The organism is Myxococcales bacterium (genome assembly GCA_016720545.1).
Taxonomy (GTDB): domain Bacteria; phylum Myxococcota_A; class Polyangia; order Polyangiales; family Polyangiaceae; genus JAAFHV01.
This window is the reverse complement of sequence record JADKKK010000010.1, coordinates 173,549-190,253: the sequence shown is the minus strand read 5'-3', so window position 1 is coordinate 190,253 and position 16,705 is coordinate 173,549. Positions and strand designations below refer to the sequence as shown.

Sequence of the window (16,705 nt, the reverse complement as noted above, 5' to 3'; positions counted from 1 at the left end):
GCTCGATGGCCAGGCTATTCTCGTAGACGGACTCGCCGTACCCCGGGCCCAGGTGCCGGTGCACCTCGACAGCCGCCTCCACGGCACGTCGTGCTGCGTCGTCCACCGCGGGCGCGACGTTGCGGGAGCCGCCCCATGGCCCAGGGCTACCTTCGCGTTCGCTCATCGTGTTATTCATGTCCTGCCGCGTCTCGACGTCAATGTCGCAGCCTTCAGTTGGCGCTTGCTCAAGAGCGAGAACCCGCTCCAGGCGTCGAAGCAGCTCAAGGCGTGGGTCGAGGCCGGTCTCCTCGAGGTCGACAACCCCAGCGCTGCGAAACAGCACCGACGCTACCGCTTGCCGCGCACCGAGGCGCTCGACCTTCTTATCCGGGGGCTTGAGAAAACAGACTCAGCTTGAGACGAAAGGTTAGCAATTTTAGCATATTATGGAGCCGCATGTTATCCAGCGACCTCCTTAGGACCCGCCAGACCGGTGCCGATCGTCCGCAGGTTCAGCGGCAGCCCGGGCGGCCGCCGGCGGCGCGCGGAGGCGAGCCGTGACGTCAACGAGAGGCGCATCGTTTGCGGGGCCCACGCTCGTGCGCGTCCCTCCCAGCAAGCTCTCTGCCGTTATCCTCGAGCTTGCCGCGCCGATGCTCGCGCTCTACGCGCCGCTCCCCACTCTGGAGGAGGCCCGCGGCGTGCTCCACCTCGTCATCGTGCTGTGGAACGCCAACGTCATGGCGGGGCCGGTCTGGGACAAGCCCGAGCACCGAGAGGCGCTTGGCGTCGCGCTCGCGACCTCGCTGCCGCCGCCCGTTTCGGCGATGCTCGAGGCGCTCGACCGCGCGTGGCACGAGCGCTACCGAGACGATCCACGGGTCGTGGGCGAGTGGTCGTTCTCCACCGACGAGGCAGGGGGCCCCACGCTCGTGTGCACCGCCTTGTTGCCCAGAGGGGTGACGCCTTCGGCGGATGGCGCGCGCGCGGCGGACGCCAGGACGACGAAGAAGGGCGCTGCCCGTCGCGGGAAGAAGTGACCGGAAGCGAGTGCCGCCGATCGACGTCGGGTCCCGCCGAGCGCTGCGTCGGATCGCGGGCCTAAAGGGAGGGATGCGCCTGCTTCAAGACGGCGGTAGCCTCGTGCCCCATGTCCTCGACTGCCTCCCTCAAGCCCTGGCGTGAAGTCATCTCCCCTCACGAGGACGTGCTCGAGGGGAGCTTCCAGGAGGCCGCATTTGCTGCCGATCTGACCAAGGTCGTCATCGGGATCGCGCCGCCAGAGTACCAGGATCCGGCGCGGTTCTTCGAGCGCACGGTGATCACGGAGGGCATGAGCCTCCTGCTCCAGTCGGTGGTGAAGCGCCTCGCGGGCGAAGGCGGCGATCCGGTCATCCAGCTCCAAACTGCGTTCGGCGGCGGCAAGACGCACACGATGATGGCGGTGCTGCATGTGGCCTCGGGCAAGGTCGCCGCGGCGGATCTACCCGGTGTGCCCGAGCTGCTCGCCAAAGCGAAGGTGAAGGAGCTTGTGCGGGCCCACGTCGCGGTGCTCGATGGCAACGCGCTTTCCCCATCGCAGCCGCGCACGCATGCCAGCGCCACCAGCACCGGCGGGAGAGGCGGGAAAGCCGTCACCACGAACACCTTGTGGGGAGAGCTCGCGTTTCAGCTCGGCGGCGCCGACGGCTACGCCCTCGTCGCGCTCGCCGATCGCGACGGGACCTCGCCGGGCAAGGACGTGCTCGCGACCCTGTTCGAAACCCACGGTCCCGCGGTCGTCCTCATGGACGAGGCGGTCGCCTATCTTCGGCAGTTCGAGTCGGGCAAAAGCTACGCTGGCGGCACGTACAACTCGAACCTCTCGTTCCTGCAAGCGCTCACGGAGGCCGCGTCGCGCGTGCCCACGGCGATGGTGCTCGCGTCGCTCCCCGAGAGCCGCATGGAGGTGGGGGACGCGCTTGGAGTGCAGGCGCTCGACGCCATCCAGAAGGTGTTCGGGCGCATCGAGGCGGTGTGGAAGCCCGTGGGCGCGGACGAGGCCTGCGAGATCGTGCGTCGCCGGCTCTTCGGGCCGGTGACCGACACCCGCGCCCGGGACGCGGCATGCCGCGCGTTCGCGACCATGTACACTGAAGATGCCGACAAGTTTCCGCCCGAGGCGCGCGAGGCCGCCTACCTGCGACGGCTCGAAGCGAGTTATCCGGTGCACCCGGAGGTGTTCGAGCGCCTCTATCAGGACTGGTCGTCCCTCCCGAAGTTCCAGCGAACGCGCGGCGTGCTCCGGCTGATGGCGCGGCTCGTTCACTCGCTCTGGCGCGAGAACAACCGCGATCTGCTGATCTTGCCAGGCTCGATTCCCCTCGACGATCTGAGCGTGCGCAACGAGCTCATCAAGTACCTGCCGGCGGGCTGGGAGCCTATCGTCGACAAGGACATCGACGGCGCGAACGCGTCGCCGCGCACGCTGGACGACACGACGCCCGCGCTTGGAGGGATGCAAGCGTGTCGTCGCGCCGCGCGCACCATCTTCCTTGGCAGCGCGCACTCGGTGGGCGGGCAGTCGGTGCGTGGCATTGGCATCGAGCGAGTGCGCCTCGGGAGCGCGCAGCCCGGGCAGGCCGTGGGAAAATACGACGACGCGCTCCGACGGCTCGGCGATCGTCTCCACTACCTCTACGCTGGCAACGACCGCTACTGGTTCGACCTGCGCCCGAACCTGCGGCGCGAGATGGAAGAGCGGATGAGCCGGTACGAGAACGGGCTCCACGTGACCCCGGAGATCGAGGCGCGCCTCCAGAAGCTCGTGAAGGTGCCGCTATGCTCGGCCGTGCACGTGTTTCGGGACAAGAAGGACATCCCCGACAAGACCGATCTGCGCCTCGTGGTGCTCCCCCCCGAGCACCCGCACAAGTACCGGGACTTCGCGAGCGCGGCCGTGCGCGCGGCCAGCGAGATCTTGACCAAACACGGCGACAAGCCGCGCGAGTTTCAGAACCGACTCCTCTTCCTCGCGGCCGACGTGGGGGCGCTCGGTACGCTCCGAGACCAGGTGCGACGCGTCCTCGCGTGGCAATCGATCGTGGACGACGCCGAGGAGCTGAACCTCGACAAGCACCACGAGAAGGAGGCCAAGAAGAGCCTCGATGAAGCGCAGAAGCGGGTCGAGGGCAGCCTGCGCGAGACCTACCGCATGCTGCTGGTGCCGATGCAAGACGCCGACGGCGGGGAAGGCGTGGGCACAGTCGTGTGGGAGGACGACGCGCTCGCCCTCCAGGGCTCCACCTACGAGAAGGCGATCGAGCTGGTCACGCGTGAGCGAGAGTGGGTCGTCAAGGGCTGGGCGCCGGCGCACCTCGCGACCCTCCTCGAGCGGTGGTTCTGGAAGGCCGATCGCCCGAGTGTGTCGGCGCAGAAGGTGTGGCTCGACACCTGCCGGTTCCTCTACATGCCGAGGCTGCTCACCGCGGACGTGTTCCTCGAGACCGTTCGTGAGGGCGCCGCATTCCGTGATTTCTTCGGGTACGCGGGCCGGGCGCGGGCGAGCGAGGACGAGGCGGACGAGCGCGGCGTGGCTTACGACGGCCTGCTCTTCGGCGCGCGTGGGACGGTCCACCTCGACGAGGCGTCTGTGCTCCTCCGCCCGGACGCCGTTCCGGCACCGAAGGTCGCGAAGCCAACCCGAGTGGCGGACGGCCTTACCCCTGTTCCGGAAGGAGACGAGCTACCGCCGCCCTCCGGACGCATCGGGCCGGCCCGCCCCGCTCGCAGCCTGACGCCCGCGCCGCACGCGATCGCGCGCCGCTTTCACGGGACGGTCACGCTCGATCCCAACGACCCCATCTCCGGGTTCGCGCAGCTCGTGGAGGAGGTGCTCCAGCACTTCAGCGGCCAATACGGCACGAAGGTCACCCTCTCGGTGGACCTCGAGGCCACGCGCAAGGAGGGGTTCGACCTCAAGACGATGCGCATCGTGAAGGAGAACGCCAAAGCGCTGAAGTTCAAGACGGCCGACTTCGAGGACGAATAGCGCAAGACTCCCGCCGTCCCGCGCCCGTCTCCCCTGCCCCGCGCCCGTCTGCCCCTGTAAGATCCAACCCATGGCGAGCCCCCGATCCTCCGTGAAGCCCCCCAAGGACAAGCCCACGTCGAAGAAGGCGAGCGGGCTCCCCGCCGCGCTCGTGGCCAACGCGAAGCGCGCGAGCGAGGCCGCGCGGGCGCGCAGAGACGCGCGGATCGAGGCGCTCTTCACCTCCATCCAGGACCGCAAGCGCACGCTCGCGGGGGCGTTTTGGGACCTCGGCCGCGATCTGCTGGAGCTCCAGGGAATGGAGGCCGAGGGGGCGCTCGGCTTCGGCACCTTCTACGAGCTGTGCCGAGCCAAGTGCGGACTCTCCGAGGCGTTCGTCTCGGGCGCCATGCGCATCGCCACCGAGCTCACGCGCGCGGCGGCGATCGAGCTCGGCTCGCAGCGCCGGGCGCTCGCGTTCCTCGATCTCGCGCGCGCCACGCCGGAGGACGACAGCGCGACGCAGCTCTTCGAGCAGGGGCTCGCGCGCGGGAAGGTGCGCCTCGCGAAGGGCGCCTCGGCGCGCCAGGTCGAGGCGGCCGCGAAGGCTGTGCGCGGCGACGTGCGCGAGCAGGCGCCCGCGGGCGACAGGAAGGCCAGCAAGAAGCCCGTCGGCAACACGACCACGAGCGACGAGCGCGCGGTCGCGACCAAGCTCGCGAAGGGGCTCGCGCGCGCGGGCTTCAAGGTCGAGGTCCGCGCGGTCGCGACGCGGCCTGGCAAGCCGTGCACGTTCGCTGTGCGGGGGCTCCCGGCGGCCGCGTTCGGGGTGCTCGGCGCGCTGCTGGCGGCGGAGTAAGCACCTCCGGCGGTGCTCCGAGGCACAGCCGGCGGTGCCCGCCTCGGCACCTCCGCGCTCCTCACGCTTCACCCGCGGGAAGGTCCGCGGCGCTCTTCCGTACAGAGGGAACGATGGACACCAAGCGCTACGAGTTCTCGGAAGGCTCTTCCAACAAGTTCTGGCAGATCGCGCGGGACGGGGCCTCCCTCCGGGTGACCTTCGGCAAGATCGGCACGGCCGGGCAGGCGCAGCTGAAGGAGCTCGCGAGCGAGGCCGCGGCCATCGCCGAGCACGACAAGCTCGTGAAAGAGAAGACCAAGAAGGGCTACGTCCTCGTCAGCCAAGACGCCGCGCCCGCGGGCCCCGCTCCGGTCGCGAAGGTGAAGACCAAGACGCCGAAGGTCGAGGAGGAGAAGCGCGAGGAGGCCCCCGAGGCCGCGCGCGAGGCGCCGATCGCCGAGGCGCCGATCGCCGAGGTGCCCGCCGCGCCGCCGCCCGCGAAGCAGGGCGACTACGTACTCGAGGAGCGCTACGTGGGGGAGGGCTTCACGATCTCCGACGGGTCCTACGCGGCCCTCGCCGCGGCCTGGTTCGCCCCTGGGATGCGTGCGGCGAAGGAGCACGTGGCGTCGCTGAAGGCGGGGCGCTCGAAGACGCTCGCCGACCTCCGGCCCGCGGTCGACCAGGTCGTGGCGTTCCTCGAGTCCGAGGGCGAGACCACGCTCGGCGTCCCCGCGGGCGCGCTCCTCCTGCGCTCGGGGCTCGAGCCGTTCGTCGTGCCGTTCCTGGTGGCGCGCTTCGGCGTCGCGTTCACCGTGGAGGCCTACGAGGCGGCCCACACGCTGCGCCTCGAGGGCGACGGCCCGGCCACCTCGGTCGAAGAGGGAGGGCACTACCTCCTCCCCCAGTCGGCGCGCGCCCTCGTGGCGTGCGAGGCGCGGGTCGAGCCGAGCGCGTGGGAGGCCGCGCTGGCCACGCTGCGGGCCACGCGAAACGCCGAGACGAGCCGCGCGCGGCGCGCCGAGTACAACATCGTGCTCCGCGACGAGGGCTTCGTGGCCGACGACCTCGCGCAGAACCGCGCGAACCCCGACTGGCAGGTGACCCAGTTCGTGTTCTTGGCCACCCGCGATCCGGCGGTGCGGAGGGAGCTCGCCGAGGCGGTCGGCGCGAACCTCGTGCTCGAGGTGGCGGGTGTCGCCGGTCAAGACTGGATCTTGCCAAAGATCGCGACGCACAACTGGCTCATCCGGACGCTGTCCGACCTCGAGACGGTGGCGGGAGCGCGGTGCATCGCCAACGATCTCACCAACAAGCGGACCCACGAGGACGTGCGCGAGTACTACGCGAAGCGCCCAGACCTCGCCCTCCGCGCGCTCGTGCCCATCATCACCGCGGGCGGGAAGCTCGCCCCGTTCGTGAAGCCCGTCGTCGAGGCCACGGTGGCCGCGCACCCCGCCCTGCCGGCCATCGTCGCACCGCTGCTGGACGCGAAGTCGCGCGCGTACCTGCTCGCGGAGAAGCGGCCGGCGCTGCCCGAGGCCAAGGCCGACGCCCTCCCCGAGGCCCTCCGCAGCGAGCCGACGCCCGGCGCCGATGGATTCCAAAGAAGCTCGCGGCGCTCCCCGACTTCGCCGTCGATGCGATCAAGACGGCGCCGATCCGGCTCCGCGGGACCGAGACGGTGCTCCCTTCGAGCGCCGTACAGCGCCTCTGCCAGGCGGTCCGTTACGTGAAGGATGCACCCATCCTCGCGGCGGCCAAGGCCGCGGCGGCGCCGAAAGATCTCGCGGCGTTCGCCTGGGAGCTGTTCGAGCGGTGGCAGGCCGCGGGCGCGCCCAACAAGGAGCCGTGGGGGTTCACGGCGCTCGGGGTGCTGGGGGACGACGACACGGCCCGCGCGCTGACCCCGCTCATTCGCGCCTGGCCGGGCGAGTCGCTCCACGCCCGCGCGACCGTGGGGCTCGACGTGCTCGCGAGCCTCGGCACCGACGTCGCGCTCATGAACCTGCACGGCATCGCGCAGAAGCTCAAGTTCAAGGGGCTCCAGGAGAAGGCGCGCGAGAAGATCGCGGCGGTGGCCGCGGCGCGCGGGTTCACGGCCGAGGAGCTGGCGGACCGCTTGGTGCCGGACTTCGACCTCGGCGACGAGGGCGGCGACGTGCTCGACTTCGGGCCGCGCGCGTTCACCATTTCGTTCGACGAGTCGCTGAAGCCGCGCCTGAAGGGCCCCGACGGCAAGGTCCTCGGCGATCTGCCGAAGCCTAGCAAGAGCGACGACGCGGAGAAGGCCACAGCCGCGACGGAGCGATGGAAGGCGCTCAAGAAGGACGCGAAGCTCGTAGCGTCGGGCCAGGTCCTCCGCCTCGAGCTCGCGATGTGCGACGAGCGTCGCTGGAAGGCCGATGGTTTCCGCACGTTCCTCGTGGAGCACCCGCTGGTCGTCCACCTCGTGAGGCGCCTCCTTTGGGGCGTGTACGAGGGCGCCGAGCTCAAGTCGACGTTCCGCGTGGCGGAGGACGGGACCTTCGCCGACGCGAAGGACGCCGCGGTGAGCCTCGCGGCCGACGCGTCGGTTGGGATCGTGCACCGCCTGTCGCTCGACGAGGCGTCGCTCGCGCGCTGGAGCGTCGTGTTCAGCGACTACGAGCTGATCCAGCCGTTCGACCAGCTCGGGCGACAGACCTACTCGCCGACGGCCGCCGAGATCGCGGCGAAGGCGATCGACCGCCTCGGCGACACTGAGGTGAAGACCTCACGCCTGATGGGGCTCGAGGCCCGCGGCTGGCGGAAGGGCGCCCCGCAAGACGCCGGGTGGGTGTGGGACATGTGGAGACCCCTCGGGGACGGGCTCGTCGCGACCTTCGGTCTCGACGGGGGCTTCTGCATGGGCGCCGCCGACATGAACCCGACGACGCAGAAGGTGACCGCCGTCCATTTCCACCGCGGTGACGACAGCAAGGCCATCGCGCTCGGGAAGATCTCGCCGATCCTCCTGAGCGAGCTCGCCCGGGAGCGCGAGCAGCTGCGAGAATAGTCCCTGAGCGCCGGCCGAGAGAGCGACTCTCCCCGGGCCTCGCGCGCTCAGGGATAAGGAAGTGCCATGTCCGACGACGACCCGTACCACCACGGAATGCGGAGCCTCCAAGACCTGCGCGAGACGCGACCCCTCGCCGATCGGCTGGCGCAGGTCACGCTCCGCGCGGCGTTCACCGACGACGACCGCGCGTTCATCGAGCGGTGTCCCATGTTCTTCATCGCGACAGCCGATCACGAGGGCCGGCCCGACTGCTCCTACAAGGGCGGCGTGCCCGGGTTCGTGCGGGTGGTCGACGCGTCCACGTTGGCCATTCCCGACTACGACGGAAACGGGATGTACCGCACGTGGGGCAACGTCGTGGTGAACCCGCACGTCGGGCTGCTCTTCCTCGACTTCGAGCAGCCGAGGCGACTCCGCGTGAACGGCACGGCGCGAGTGAGCGCGGACGATCCGCTCCTCGCCGAGTGCCCCGGGGCCGTGTTCATCGTGCGCGTCGCCGTCGCGCAGATCTTCCCGAACTGCCCGCGCTACGTGCCGAAGCTCGCGCTCGTGGAGCCCTCTGTGTACGCGCCGCGCCCGAACCACACGCCGCCCGTCCCCGCGTGGAAGACGTTCGAGGCCTTTCGCGACGCGCTGCCGGCGCGCGATCGCCCGTACGACGACGAGACGTAGCGAGGCCGCGAACAGAAATCGTTCGCCGCGACGCAACGGCCTCGTGAAGCCCGTCGAGAGCGCCATCGAAAGGTGGTGCGTCGATGAAGAAGGTCGCTCTCGTCCTCGGTGGGGTCTCGCTCGGTCTGCTCGCGGTCGCCTGCTCGGGCGGCAACGACGAGCCCGCCCCGTTCACTGAATCGCCGCGCTCCGTGCAGCAGCGGCTCGCGGCGATGACCGGCGCGCGCTGGGAGATGGATCCCGGGGCTTCGGGGAAGCCGCGCCTCTACTACGCCCTCGACGACGGCGACGCCGTGCTCCCGAGCGCGAAGGACCCGAAGGAGCTGCTCGCGTTCCTCGAGCCGGTGCGCGAGGGGCTGGGCCTCAGCGGCAGCTTCGCGAGCGAGCTCGATCAAGGCGCGGTCGCGACGGAGGCCGCCCCGGACCGCCTCGCGACGATGGTGTTCACCCAGCACGTGCCCGGCACGGCCCTGCCCGTGTTCGACTCCGCCTTCGTCGCGGGCGTGCGCCCCGACGGCAGCCTCGCCTTCGTCGACGCCGCGGTCGCCCACCACCTCGATCGTGTGCGCACCACCCCCGCCTTCGACCCAGCGAGCGCAAGGGAGAAGCTCCACGCGCTCGGCTACGGGGGCTTCCCGGGGCACGAGCCGACGCTCGGCGTCGTCGCGACGGATCCCGACGTCCCCGCGCTCGCCTACCGCACCGTCGTCGACAGCCCCGAGGGCAGCCGGCAGGTCGACCTCGACGCGCTCACCGGGGCCGTGCTGGCCGACGCGCCGAACCACGGCGGAGGCGAGACGGTGATGGCCTACGGGGGAGAGGAGGCGTATCAGGACAGCGACCCCAAGAAGCGTCGCGACGCCCGCTATCCCGTGGAGATGTCCACCGCCGGCGGACAGCCGACGCTCGCGGGCCCTGGCCCCCTCGGAGACATCGTCACCACCACCTACGGGCGCGGCTCCCCCGCGGCGATCGTGGGAGTGAGAGAGCCGAGCGGCACGGTTCGATTCGACTTCAACGCCGACGCCGCCGACGTTCGCGCCGGCTTCACGGAGCAAGTCGCGGTCAACGCGTTCTACAACACGAGCCGATCAGCCCGATACTTCAAGGACGCCTTCGACCTGTCGACGTGGATCGGGGGGCGGACCACGCTCAAGATTCATCGAAACTCGATCGCCACGGGCTCGGGCGCGATCTCTGGGCTCGGGAACGCCTTCTTCGACTCGGCCGACGCGAGCATCTCGATAGGGGACGGCGTCCTGAACCACGCGGGGACGGCCTGGGAGGTCGAGTCCCCCGCCACGAACATCGACTTCATGGCGCACGAGTACTCCCACGGGGTGATCGCGACCGTCACCTCCGGGAAGTCAACGGGGTACGTTCGTTCGGCCCTTGGCTACGCCGGCGAGCAGGGCGCCATCAACGAGGGCATCGCCGACATCTTGGCTTCGTACGCCCAGGCGGTCATCACCCAGAACACCGGCGGGAGGTTCGGCTTCGCGGAGAACTTGCGCGCCGACAACAAGCCGCTTCGGCACTTCCTCCATCCCTCCTGGGGCACCTCGGGCGGCGCCGTTCATTACTCGAAGATCCGCCCCTTCAACAACGCTCATGACAATGGGAACGTTCACTTCAACTCGCTCATCGTCACCCAGGCCTGGGCGCTCATGGCCTACGGCGGGTTCAACGATCACAGCCACCTCGGAGTATCCGCGGAGATTGGCCTCGAGGCCGCGAAGTGGCTCGTCTACAACGTCCTGCACGCGCTCGGCCCGGGCGACACGATGCGCACCTTCGCCGACAAAATGATCGTCTACCAGATTGGCAAGCAGGTTAGCCACCCGACGCGCACGGACGTCCAGCCGCTCTGGGCGAAGCACGCGATCATTTGCGGGTGGGCGGCGGTGGGGGTGATCCCGCCCGAGCAGGCCAAGCTGTTCCACAACGTCACGTGCCCGGCCTCGACGAAGGCGTCCCCGTCGTGCGCCGGCAAGGTCGACGGTGTGTATTGCGACCCGCGACCCGACCTCGACTACGCTTCCTACACGTGCGATCGCGGGTCGATCAAGGCGGGGGCCCAGTGCGCGCGCGGGCAGTTCTGCTACCGCACGACAGGGAGCTTCGACTCCAAGGCGAGGGTCGATGAGCGCGGCGCCATGAAGTGCTTCGCCGAGCCCCAGCTCGACTGACATCATCCGGCCCTTTCCTCGCGTCCCCCGTCAACGCTCCCTATCGAGACACGCCATGCTCGCGAGCTCGTTCATCGACCGAGCCCGCCGGCGAGCGAGCGAGTGGGAACTAGCCTCCCAGCGCGAACGGCCTACACGAAAGGATCGACGTGCGGCGTGGGCGCTTGCGTCACGTATTTCACGCGCACCACCACGCGCGCGAGGAACACCGCCGTGGCGAGCACGAGCGCTCCGCCGAGCGCCGCCTCGAGCTCGACGCGCGCGGCCCACCGCGAAGTGGTCCACGCGAGGCTGGTCGCGAAGGCCAAGGTGGCGCTCAGGGCGAGCCGCGCAGCGCCGCCGAGCCCTCGCCCGCCCGCCCCTTCCCGCTGCACGCCGAGCGGGCGCGTGAACCGCACCAGGAGGGCGAGCGCCGCGAGCGCCCAAGTCTTCGCGAGCAAGAGGCACCCGCCAGCGAGACGGGCAAAGAGCGACATCTTGTCGACGCCACCCGGCAGGCGATACCCCCCGAAGAAGAGCACCACCAGCACGCCGGACGAGAAGAGCAGCCCCACGCGGTAGGCGGCGTCGGCGCTCGGGCCGTGCTGCTCGCCGCGCGCGCGGGCTCCGAGGAGCGCCTGCGCCACGACGCAGGTGACCACGAGGGCGAGGGAGAACGGCGAGCGGAACGCGTTCCACTCCCAGGGCATCGCGCCCTGGCCACGCACCGCGTCGATCCCGCGGAGCGAGCCGCTCGCGCTGACCGCCACGACGAGGGCGAGCCCGAGGGGCAGGAGGAGCAGCGCCGTGCCGCCGAGCGCGCGAAGGCGGGGCAACAGGCCGCGTTCTTGGCCCACCGCGACCGTCAGGCTCGACGCCACGAAGGCGACGAAGAGGAGCAGCACGTCGACGTCCTCACCGACCAGAGTCCCCGCGCCCGGGAGGGCGAACAGCGCGGCCGACGACACGGCCAGCACGGCCGGCGGGAGCCACGCGAGCTCGCGGCTCGGGCGCTCACCGAGGAGCCCCCGCGAGGCTGCGCGCGCGAGGGCGCTCAGGCGGAAGGGACGCGTGAGGGTGTCGCGCTCGCGGAGCCTTCGCACGCGGCGCGCGATCGCGAGCTCGGCCCGCCCCAGGCGCCCCTCGAACGGCGCCACGAAGGCCACGACGAGCGCCACGGCGAGGCCCATGAGCCACACGATCCAGGAGAAATCACGGGGCAGCGCGCGAGAGAGGCCGACGAGAGAGAGCTCGCGCGTCTCCTCCTTGCCGCCACCCCGCCGGAACGTGAGCGAGACCTCGCGAGCGCCGCTCGCGCGGACGTCGGCGACGCGCGTGAGCCGCACTCCCTCGAAGCCGGTGAGAAGATCGCCCTTCACGAGCCCCGCCTCTTCGCCGCGCGAGCCGGGCGCCACCGCCTCGACCACCAGCCCGGGCCCCGCGGCGGTCACCTCCAGGCCGAGGAACGCGAGCACGCCCGCGCCCTCCTTGTCGGCGCGAGCGGCGTCGTCGGCGCCGAGGCCGGCGGGGAACACGTCGAGCACCACGCCCTGGAGGGTCGCGGCGATCGGCGGCGCGCTCGCGCTCTGCGACGCGAAGACCACCTCGACCTCGCCGCGGAACGTCGTGTGCTCGGCGCGCGCCGGTGCCGGCGAAGCTCGCGAGCAGCTCCTCGGTCACGTCGATCTCGATGCGGGCCTGCCCGGACACGGTGCCCGTGGCGCCGAGGCGCGCGCGCTCGGGCGCGTGCCCAGGGCGGTAGAGCGTCCCGCGGAACGTGAGGTGTGCGGGGCGGCCCTGCGGGAAGCCTGCGCCATGGACCTCGAGCCTGTCGCCGGACTCGAGCTCGGCCGGCGTCACCTCGTGCACCTCGATGAGGCGCAGCGGCAGATCGCGCTGGCACCCCAGCGCGCCGAGCGCGCAGAAGAGCGTCACGAGCGCCACCCCGAGCGCCGACCACAAGCCGTGAAGGCGGGGGGAGAGGCGCGAGGAGCGGACCATACCCACGTTCTAAACGGGGGCGCCCGAGTGGCAAAATTCCTGGTGATTCCGCGCCCCACGCGGGGGATTTCTGCGCGATCCCGAGGCGCCCCGGGCCCCTCCGGTGGTAGGGTATCCGCCCATGGCGGACTACGCGGTCATCATGGCGGGCGGCGCGGGTACGAGGTTCTGGCCGGCGTCGCGGGAAGCGCGCCCGAAGCAGCTCTTGCCCCTCGCGGGCGGCGCGGGCGAGTCGCTCCTCGCGGCGACCGTGAAGCGGCTCGCGCCGCTGGTGCCGCCCGAGCGCATCTACGTGGTCACGGCCGAGCGCCTCGCCGAGGCGACCATCGCCGCCCTGCCCGAGGTGCCCCCCGCGCAGATCCTCCGGGAGCCAGCCCCCCGCAACACGGCGCCATGCATCGCCTGGGCGACCGAGGTGCTCCTCGCGCGCGATCCCGACGCGGTGGTGGCGGTGCTGCCGAGCGATCACCACATCGCCGACGAACCGAGCTTCCGCGCGGTGCTCGAGCGCGCCTACGCCACGGCGCGCGAGGGCGCGTGCACCACCGTCGGCATCGTGCCCACGCGCGCCGAGACCGGGTTTGGGTACATCGAGCTCGGCGACGCGCGCGGCCCGCACGCGCGCGCCGTCGCGAGGTTCGTGGAGAAGCCCGATCGCGCGCGCGCCGAGGGCTACGTGGCCGGCGGCAAACATCTCTGGAACGCGGGCATGTTCTTCTTCCGCGCCGACGTGATGCGCGGGCTCCTCGAGGCGCACCTGCCCGTGATGGCGGATTCGACGCGGGCGATGGTCGCGCGCGGCACCGCGGAGGCCGTCGCCGAGGTGTTCCCCACCCTACAGAGCGTGTCGATCGACGTCGGCGTGATGGAGCAGGCCAAAGACCTCGCCGTCGTCCCGGGCGACTTCGGCTGGAGCGACGTCGGGAGCTGGCAGAGCGCATGGGAGCTCGGCGCCCAAGACGCGGCCGGGAACGTCCTCCCCGCCGGCGCGTTCACGGTCGACGCCGCACGGAACTACTTCGCGAACCTCGGCTCGGGCCGCGCGAAGCACGTGGCCTTCGTGGGCGTGTCCGATCTCGTGGTCGTCGAGACCGACGACGCGGTGCTCGTCGTCCCACGCGAGCGCGCGCAGGACGTCAAGCTGGTGGTCGAGGCGCTGAAGAGCGCGGGCAGAAAAGATCTGCTTTAATTGACCAGCGCCCGGGCGCGGGTCTGGCTCAGTGCGCGGGGTGCCCCTCGCGCGCGAAGCGGTCGAGCGCGTCGAGCATCTCTTGGGTGGGGCGCATGACCTGGGTCTGGCCGCCCTCGCCGGGCATCGCCCAACCCCAGGTGCCGTCCTCGAGGGGGACGCGGGTGACCTCGCCCCGCTCTTCGGCGTGCATCATCATGTGGGCGATGTGCTCGGGGCTCGGGGGCTTCGGTCCGATGCCGGCGAGCTTGCGCGACGCGGCCTGCTGGAGGGCGCTCTTCTTGTTCTTGGCCATGGGGGTTTCTTTCGTCGACTCGCGGGCCGGCGGCAAGGACTTTCTGGCCGCCTTTCCGGGCCGACCTCAGTCGGTCGGGGCGTCCGCGGCGGCGTCGCCTGCGCTCGCGTCGCCCGCGTCGGCGTCGCTCACGCTCGCGTCGCCCGCGTCGGGGGGCTCGGGTGGTGGAGGCGCTTGCCCGCACACGATGGTCGCCGCGTTCGGAGGCGGGCTCCACACTCCGCAGCCGAACTTGTCCACCGAGTGCGTCCACCCCGGCTGCTGCGGGTTGAGAACGACGCCATCGTTCCCGATGACGCAGGTGTCGTCCGCGGACTGCTTCGGTCCGTTGCGAACGAGCGTGCAGCCGGTCTTGACGTCGGGGCAGCACCCGAACGGGTTGCCCGAGTCCGGCCCCGCGTCTTCGGTGGTGCCTTGTGGGGTGCTCGCGCTGCACGCGGCGAGCGACGCCACGACGAGGGCAGCCATGACGAGCGACCGGGCGGCTCGGCGGAGAGGGGAGTGCATGCCCCATGGACAGCAAGCGCCAGGCCATCGCGCAGCCGGATGAAACGTGCGCCAAGACGCGCCCGCGCGTGGGTCAGCTTGCGCCGCCCCGCGGCGGCACCGCCAGACTCACCCCCACTTCGCCAACGTACCGCCCCGCGCGAAGAGGCGATCGACCCGGGCGGTCACGTCGACGTTCTCCACCAGAGGCGGCGCGTGGTGGGGCTTGTTCCGCGCGTCGATGAGGAGGGGGCCTCGGCAGCCCCACGCCTTGTGCTCGGTGAACGCGCGGACGCCGCTCACGTCGACCGCCGGGTTCGAGCGCGTGAACGTGACCCAAAGAAAGTTCGCGAAGGTGCGCGCGAGAAACTCCGCGTCGTCCACGACGACGATGAGCGGGAGCCCGCGCAACGCCGCCTCGGGCAGAGCGCCGAGCGCGCCGGCGAGGGTCTCCACGTCGCGCGGGCTCGTCCACGGGGCGGCCTCGAGGGCGATCACCCCGGGGCACACGAGGCGCGCGGCGCGCACGAGCGCGGGCCACGCGACGTCGGCGCCCACCTCTCGCGCGAGCTCACGGCGCTTCGGACCGCGCGCCGCGACGACCACCTTGGAGCCGCGCCCGAGCGCGGTGCCGGAGTAGTCGAGCGAGTCCATCGTGGTGTTCACGTGAAAGTGGAGATCCCGCGTGGGGTCGATGCGCTCGAGCACGTGCTGCAGGAACGCGGGCACTTCGCGCACGCTCGGCGGCCGGTCGGCGGCGTCGGCGATGAAGAGGTACTTCGCGAGCGACATCTGCCCCTGCCCGAGGAGGGCGTTCGCCTGCGTCAGCAGCTCGGCCGGCGGCGCGGAGGCCGCGTCATCGGCGTAGGGCGCGTAGCGCTCGCTGCCCACCGCGAGCAAGAGCGGATGTACGCCCGACTCGTCGACCGCGTGCACCTCGCGCACGCCGGGCAGCACGTTCGGCACGAGCGAGGCCGTGAGGTCATGAATGAGCTCGCCGAAGATGGTGTCCTCCTGCGGCGGACGCCCGACCACCGTGAAGGGCCAGATGGCGCCCTCGCGGTGGGTCACGGACTCGACCTCGAGCACCGGAAAATCATGAATTTTCGCGTAGTAACCCAGGTGGTCTCCGAAGGCGCCCTCGGGCTTGTTGTTGGCGGCCACGGTGCCCGTGATGCAGAAGTCCGCGTCGGCGTGGATGTGCGGCGACCCCGCGACCATGCGCGCGGCGCGGCCGTTGAGCGCGCCCGCGAAGGAGAGCTCCGGCAGGCCCTCGGGGAGCGGCATCACCGCCGCGAGCATGAACGCCGGCGGTCCCCCAACGAAGACGCGCACGCGGAGGCGCTCGCCGCGCTCGAGCGCGCGCGAATGGTGCACGCCGACGCCGCGGTGCAGCTGGTAGTGGAGGCCCACCTCGCGGTCACGCACGTACGCGTTGCCGGCGAGCTGCACGCGGTACATGCCGAGGTTCGAGCCGCGCAGGCCTGGGGCCGCGGGGTCTTCGGTGTAGACCTGCGGCAGGGTGATGAACGGGCCGCCGTCGCCCGGCCACGACACGATCTGCGGCAGCTCGGAGATCCGGGTCGTGTTCTCCGTCACGGCCCCACGCCGCACGGTGCGCGGCACGAGGTGGAGCGCCGCCCTCGGCAGGCGCGCGGCGAGCATCGGCGAGAGCGCGAGGGCGCCCGGGCTCACCTTCGCCTCGACGAGCGCGCGCATGTCCGCGAGCGTGTCGCGGAACAGCCAGTCGGCCCGCGCCCGCGTACCGAACACGTTCGAGAGGCACGGAAAGCGTGTGCCCTGCACTTTTTCGAACAGGAGGGCGGGGCCGCGCGCGGCGAAGATGCGGCGCTGCACCTCCGCGAGCTCGAGGAACGGGTCGAGCCGGTCGGGCACGCGGACGAGCTCCCCGCGCTTCTCGAGGTCGACGACGCAGGCTCCGAGGCTCTCGTATCCCATAGGCGCGCACCGTAGGGCCGCCGCGCCGAAAAGCGAAGCCCACCGCCGCGCGTCGTCTCGACG

14 protein-coding genes are annotated in these 16,705 nt (G+C 71.1%); 9 read left to right on the top strand and 5 right to left on the bottom strand.

The features are described 5' to 3' along the window. The coding region (locus IPQ09_19530; GenBank protein MBL0196373.1) for a hypothetical protein at nucleotides 1-166 on the bottom strand (166 nt) is incomplete at its 3' end. Nucleotides 167-223: 57 nt separating this feature from the next. Here IPQ09_19530 and IPQ09_19525 point away from each other — a divergent pair. The 8 genes from IPQ09_19525 to IPQ09_19490 all read left to right on the top strand — a co-directional run bounded on the left by IPQ09_19525 (nucleotide 224) and on the right by IPQ09_19490 (nucleotide 10,733). Next, nucleotides 224-400: a hypothetical protein gene (locus IPQ09_19525; protein ID MBL0196372.1), complete on the top strand. Its 177-nt coding sequence runs from the start codon at nucleotides 224-226 to the stop codon at nucleotides 398-400. 139 nt (nucleotides 401-539) lie between these two features. Beyond that, nucleotides 540-1,022: a hypothetical protein gene (locus IPQ09_19520; protein MBL0196371.1), complete on the top strand. Its 483-nt coding sequence runs from the start codon at nucleotides 540-542 to the stop codon at nucleotides 1,020-1,022. Between the two features lie 110 nt (nucleotides 1,023-1,132). Beyond that, nucleotides 1,133-4,012, top strand: coding sequence for an ATP-binding protein (locus IPQ09_19515; GenBank protein ID MBL0196370.1), 2,880 nt, complete (start codon nucleotides 1,133-1,135; stop codon nucleotides 4,010-4,012). Between the two features lie 70 nt (nucleotides 4,013-4,082). After that, complete coding sequence (locus IPQ09_19510) at nucleotides 4,083-4,850, top strand: hypothetical protein (protein ID MBL0196369.1); 768 nt, start codon at nucleotides 4,083-4,085, stop codon at nucleotides 4,848-4,850. 113 nt (nucleotides 4,851-4,963) lie between these two features. Further along, complete coding sequence (locus tag IPQ09_19505; protein MBL0196368.1) at nucleotides 4,964-6,568, top strand: WGR domain-containing protein; 1,605 nt, start codon at nucleotides 4,964-4,966, stop codon at nucleotides 6,566-6,568. Continuing rightward, nucleotides 6,565-7,869, top strand: coding sequence for a DUF4132 domain-containing protein (locus tag IPQ09_19500; protein MBL0196367.1), 1,305 nt, complete (start codon nucleotides 6,565-6,567; stop codon nucleotides 7,867-7,869). Before IPQ09_19505 ends, IPQ09_19500 begins: the two co-directional genes overlap by 4 nt. Before the next feature lie 66 nt (nucleotides 7,870-7,935). Beyond that, nucleotides 7,936-8,544 (top strand): pyridoxamine 5'-phosphate oxidase family protein, encoded by a 609-nt coding sequence (locus IPQ09_19495; GenBank protein MBL0196366.1) that lies wholly within the window; start codon nucleotides 7,936-7,938, stop codon nucleotides 8,542-8,544. 83 nt (nucleotides 8,545-8,627) lie between these two features. Then, nucleotides 8,628-10,733 (top strand): M4 family metallopeptidase, encoded by a 2,106-nt coding sequence (locus IPQ09_19490; GenBank protein MBL0196365.1) that lies wholly within the window; start codon nucleotides 8,628-8,630, stop codon nucleotides 10,731-10,733. Between the two features lie 131 nt (nucleotides 10,734-10,864). Here the strand turns inward: IPQ09_19490 and IPQ09_19485 are convergent, their stop codons facing one another. Beyond that, complete coding sequence (locus IPQ09_19485) at nucleotides 10,865-12,316, bottom strand: hypothetical protein (protein MBL0196364.1); 1,452 nt, start codon at nucleotides 12,314-12,316, stop codon at nucleotides 10,865-10,867. Between the two features lie 518 nt (nucleotides 12,317-12,834). Here IPQ09_19485 and IPQ09_19480 point away from each other — a divergent pair. After that, nucleotides 12,835-13,902: a mannose-1-phosphate guanylyltransferase gene (locus tag IPQ09_19480; GenBank protein ID MBL0196363.1), complete on the top strand. Its 1,068-nt coding sequence runs from the start codon at nucleotides 12,835-12,837 to the stop codon at nucleotides 13,900-13,902. 28 nt (nucleotides 13,903-13,930) lie between these two features. Here the strand turns inward: IPQ09_19480 and IPQ09_19475 are convergent, their stop codons facing one another. The 3 genes from IPQ09_19475 to IPQ09_19465 form a co-directional block, all read right to left on the bottom strand. Then, the gene (locus IPQ09_19475) at nucleotides 13,931-14,197 is read right to left on the bottom strand and encodes a hypothetical protein (protein MBL0196362.1); all 267 of its coding nucleotides are present in this window, start codon (nucleotides 14,195-14,197) and stop codon (nucleotides 13,931-13,933) included. A 66-nt stretch (nucleotides 14,198-14,263) separates the two neighbouring features. After that, entirely contained in the window at nucleotides 14,264-14,665 is a 402-nt protein-coding gene (locus IPQ09_19470; protein MBL0196361.1) for a hypothetical protein, read from the bottom strand. Between the two features lie 147 nt (nucleotides 14,666-14,812). Further along, a complete protein-coding gene (locus IPQ09_19465) occupies nucleotides 14,813-16,642 on the bottom strand; it encodes a UbiD family decarboxylase (GenBank protein MBL0196360.1) in 1,830 nt (609 codons plus the stop codon). Nucleotides 16,643-16,705 lie beyond the last annotated feature (63 nt).

What these genes read in the sequence shown, in the direction of transcription:
- IPQ09_19515 (MBL0196370.1), top strand. Translation starts at nt 1,133, where the DNA reads ATGTCCTCGACTGCCTCCCTCAAGCCCTGGCGTGAAGTCATCTCCCCT.
- IPQ09_19510 (MBL0196369.1), top strand. Translation starts at nt 4,083, where the DNA reads ATGGCGAGCCCCCGATCCTCCGTGAAGCCCCCCAAGGACAAGCCCACG.
- IPQ09_19505 (MBL0196368.1), top strand. Translation starts at nt 4,964, where the DNA reads ATGGACACCAAGCGCTACGAGTTCTCGGAAGGCTCTTCCAACAAGTTC.
- IPQ09_19495 (MBL0196366.1), top strand. Translation starts at nt 7,936, where the DNA reads ATGTCCGACGACGACCCGTACCACCACGGAATGCGGAGCCTCCAAGAC.
- IPQ09_19490 (MBL0196365.1), top strand. Translation starts at nt 8,628, where the DNA reads ATGAAGAAGGTCGCTCTCGTCCTCGGTGGGGTCTCGCTCGGTCTGCTC.
- IPQ09_19480 (MBL0196363.1), top strand. Translation starts at nt 12,835, where the DNA reads ATGGCGGACTACGCGGTCATCATGGCGGGCGGCGCGGGTACGAGGTTC.
- IPQ09_19475 (MBL0196362.1), bottom strand. Translation starts at nt 14,197, where the DNA reads ATGGCCAAGAACAAGAAGAGCGCCCTCCAGCAGGCCGCGTCGCGCAAG.
- IPQ09_19470 (MBL0196361.1), bottom strand. Translation starts at nt 14,665, where the DNA reads ATGGCTGCCCTCGTCGTGGCGTCGCTCGCCGCGTGCAGCGCGAGCACC.
- IPQ09_19465 (MBL0196360.1), bottom strand. Translation starts at nt 16,642, where the DNA reads ATGGGATACGAGAGCCTCGGAGCCTGCGTCGTCGACCTCGAGAAGCGC.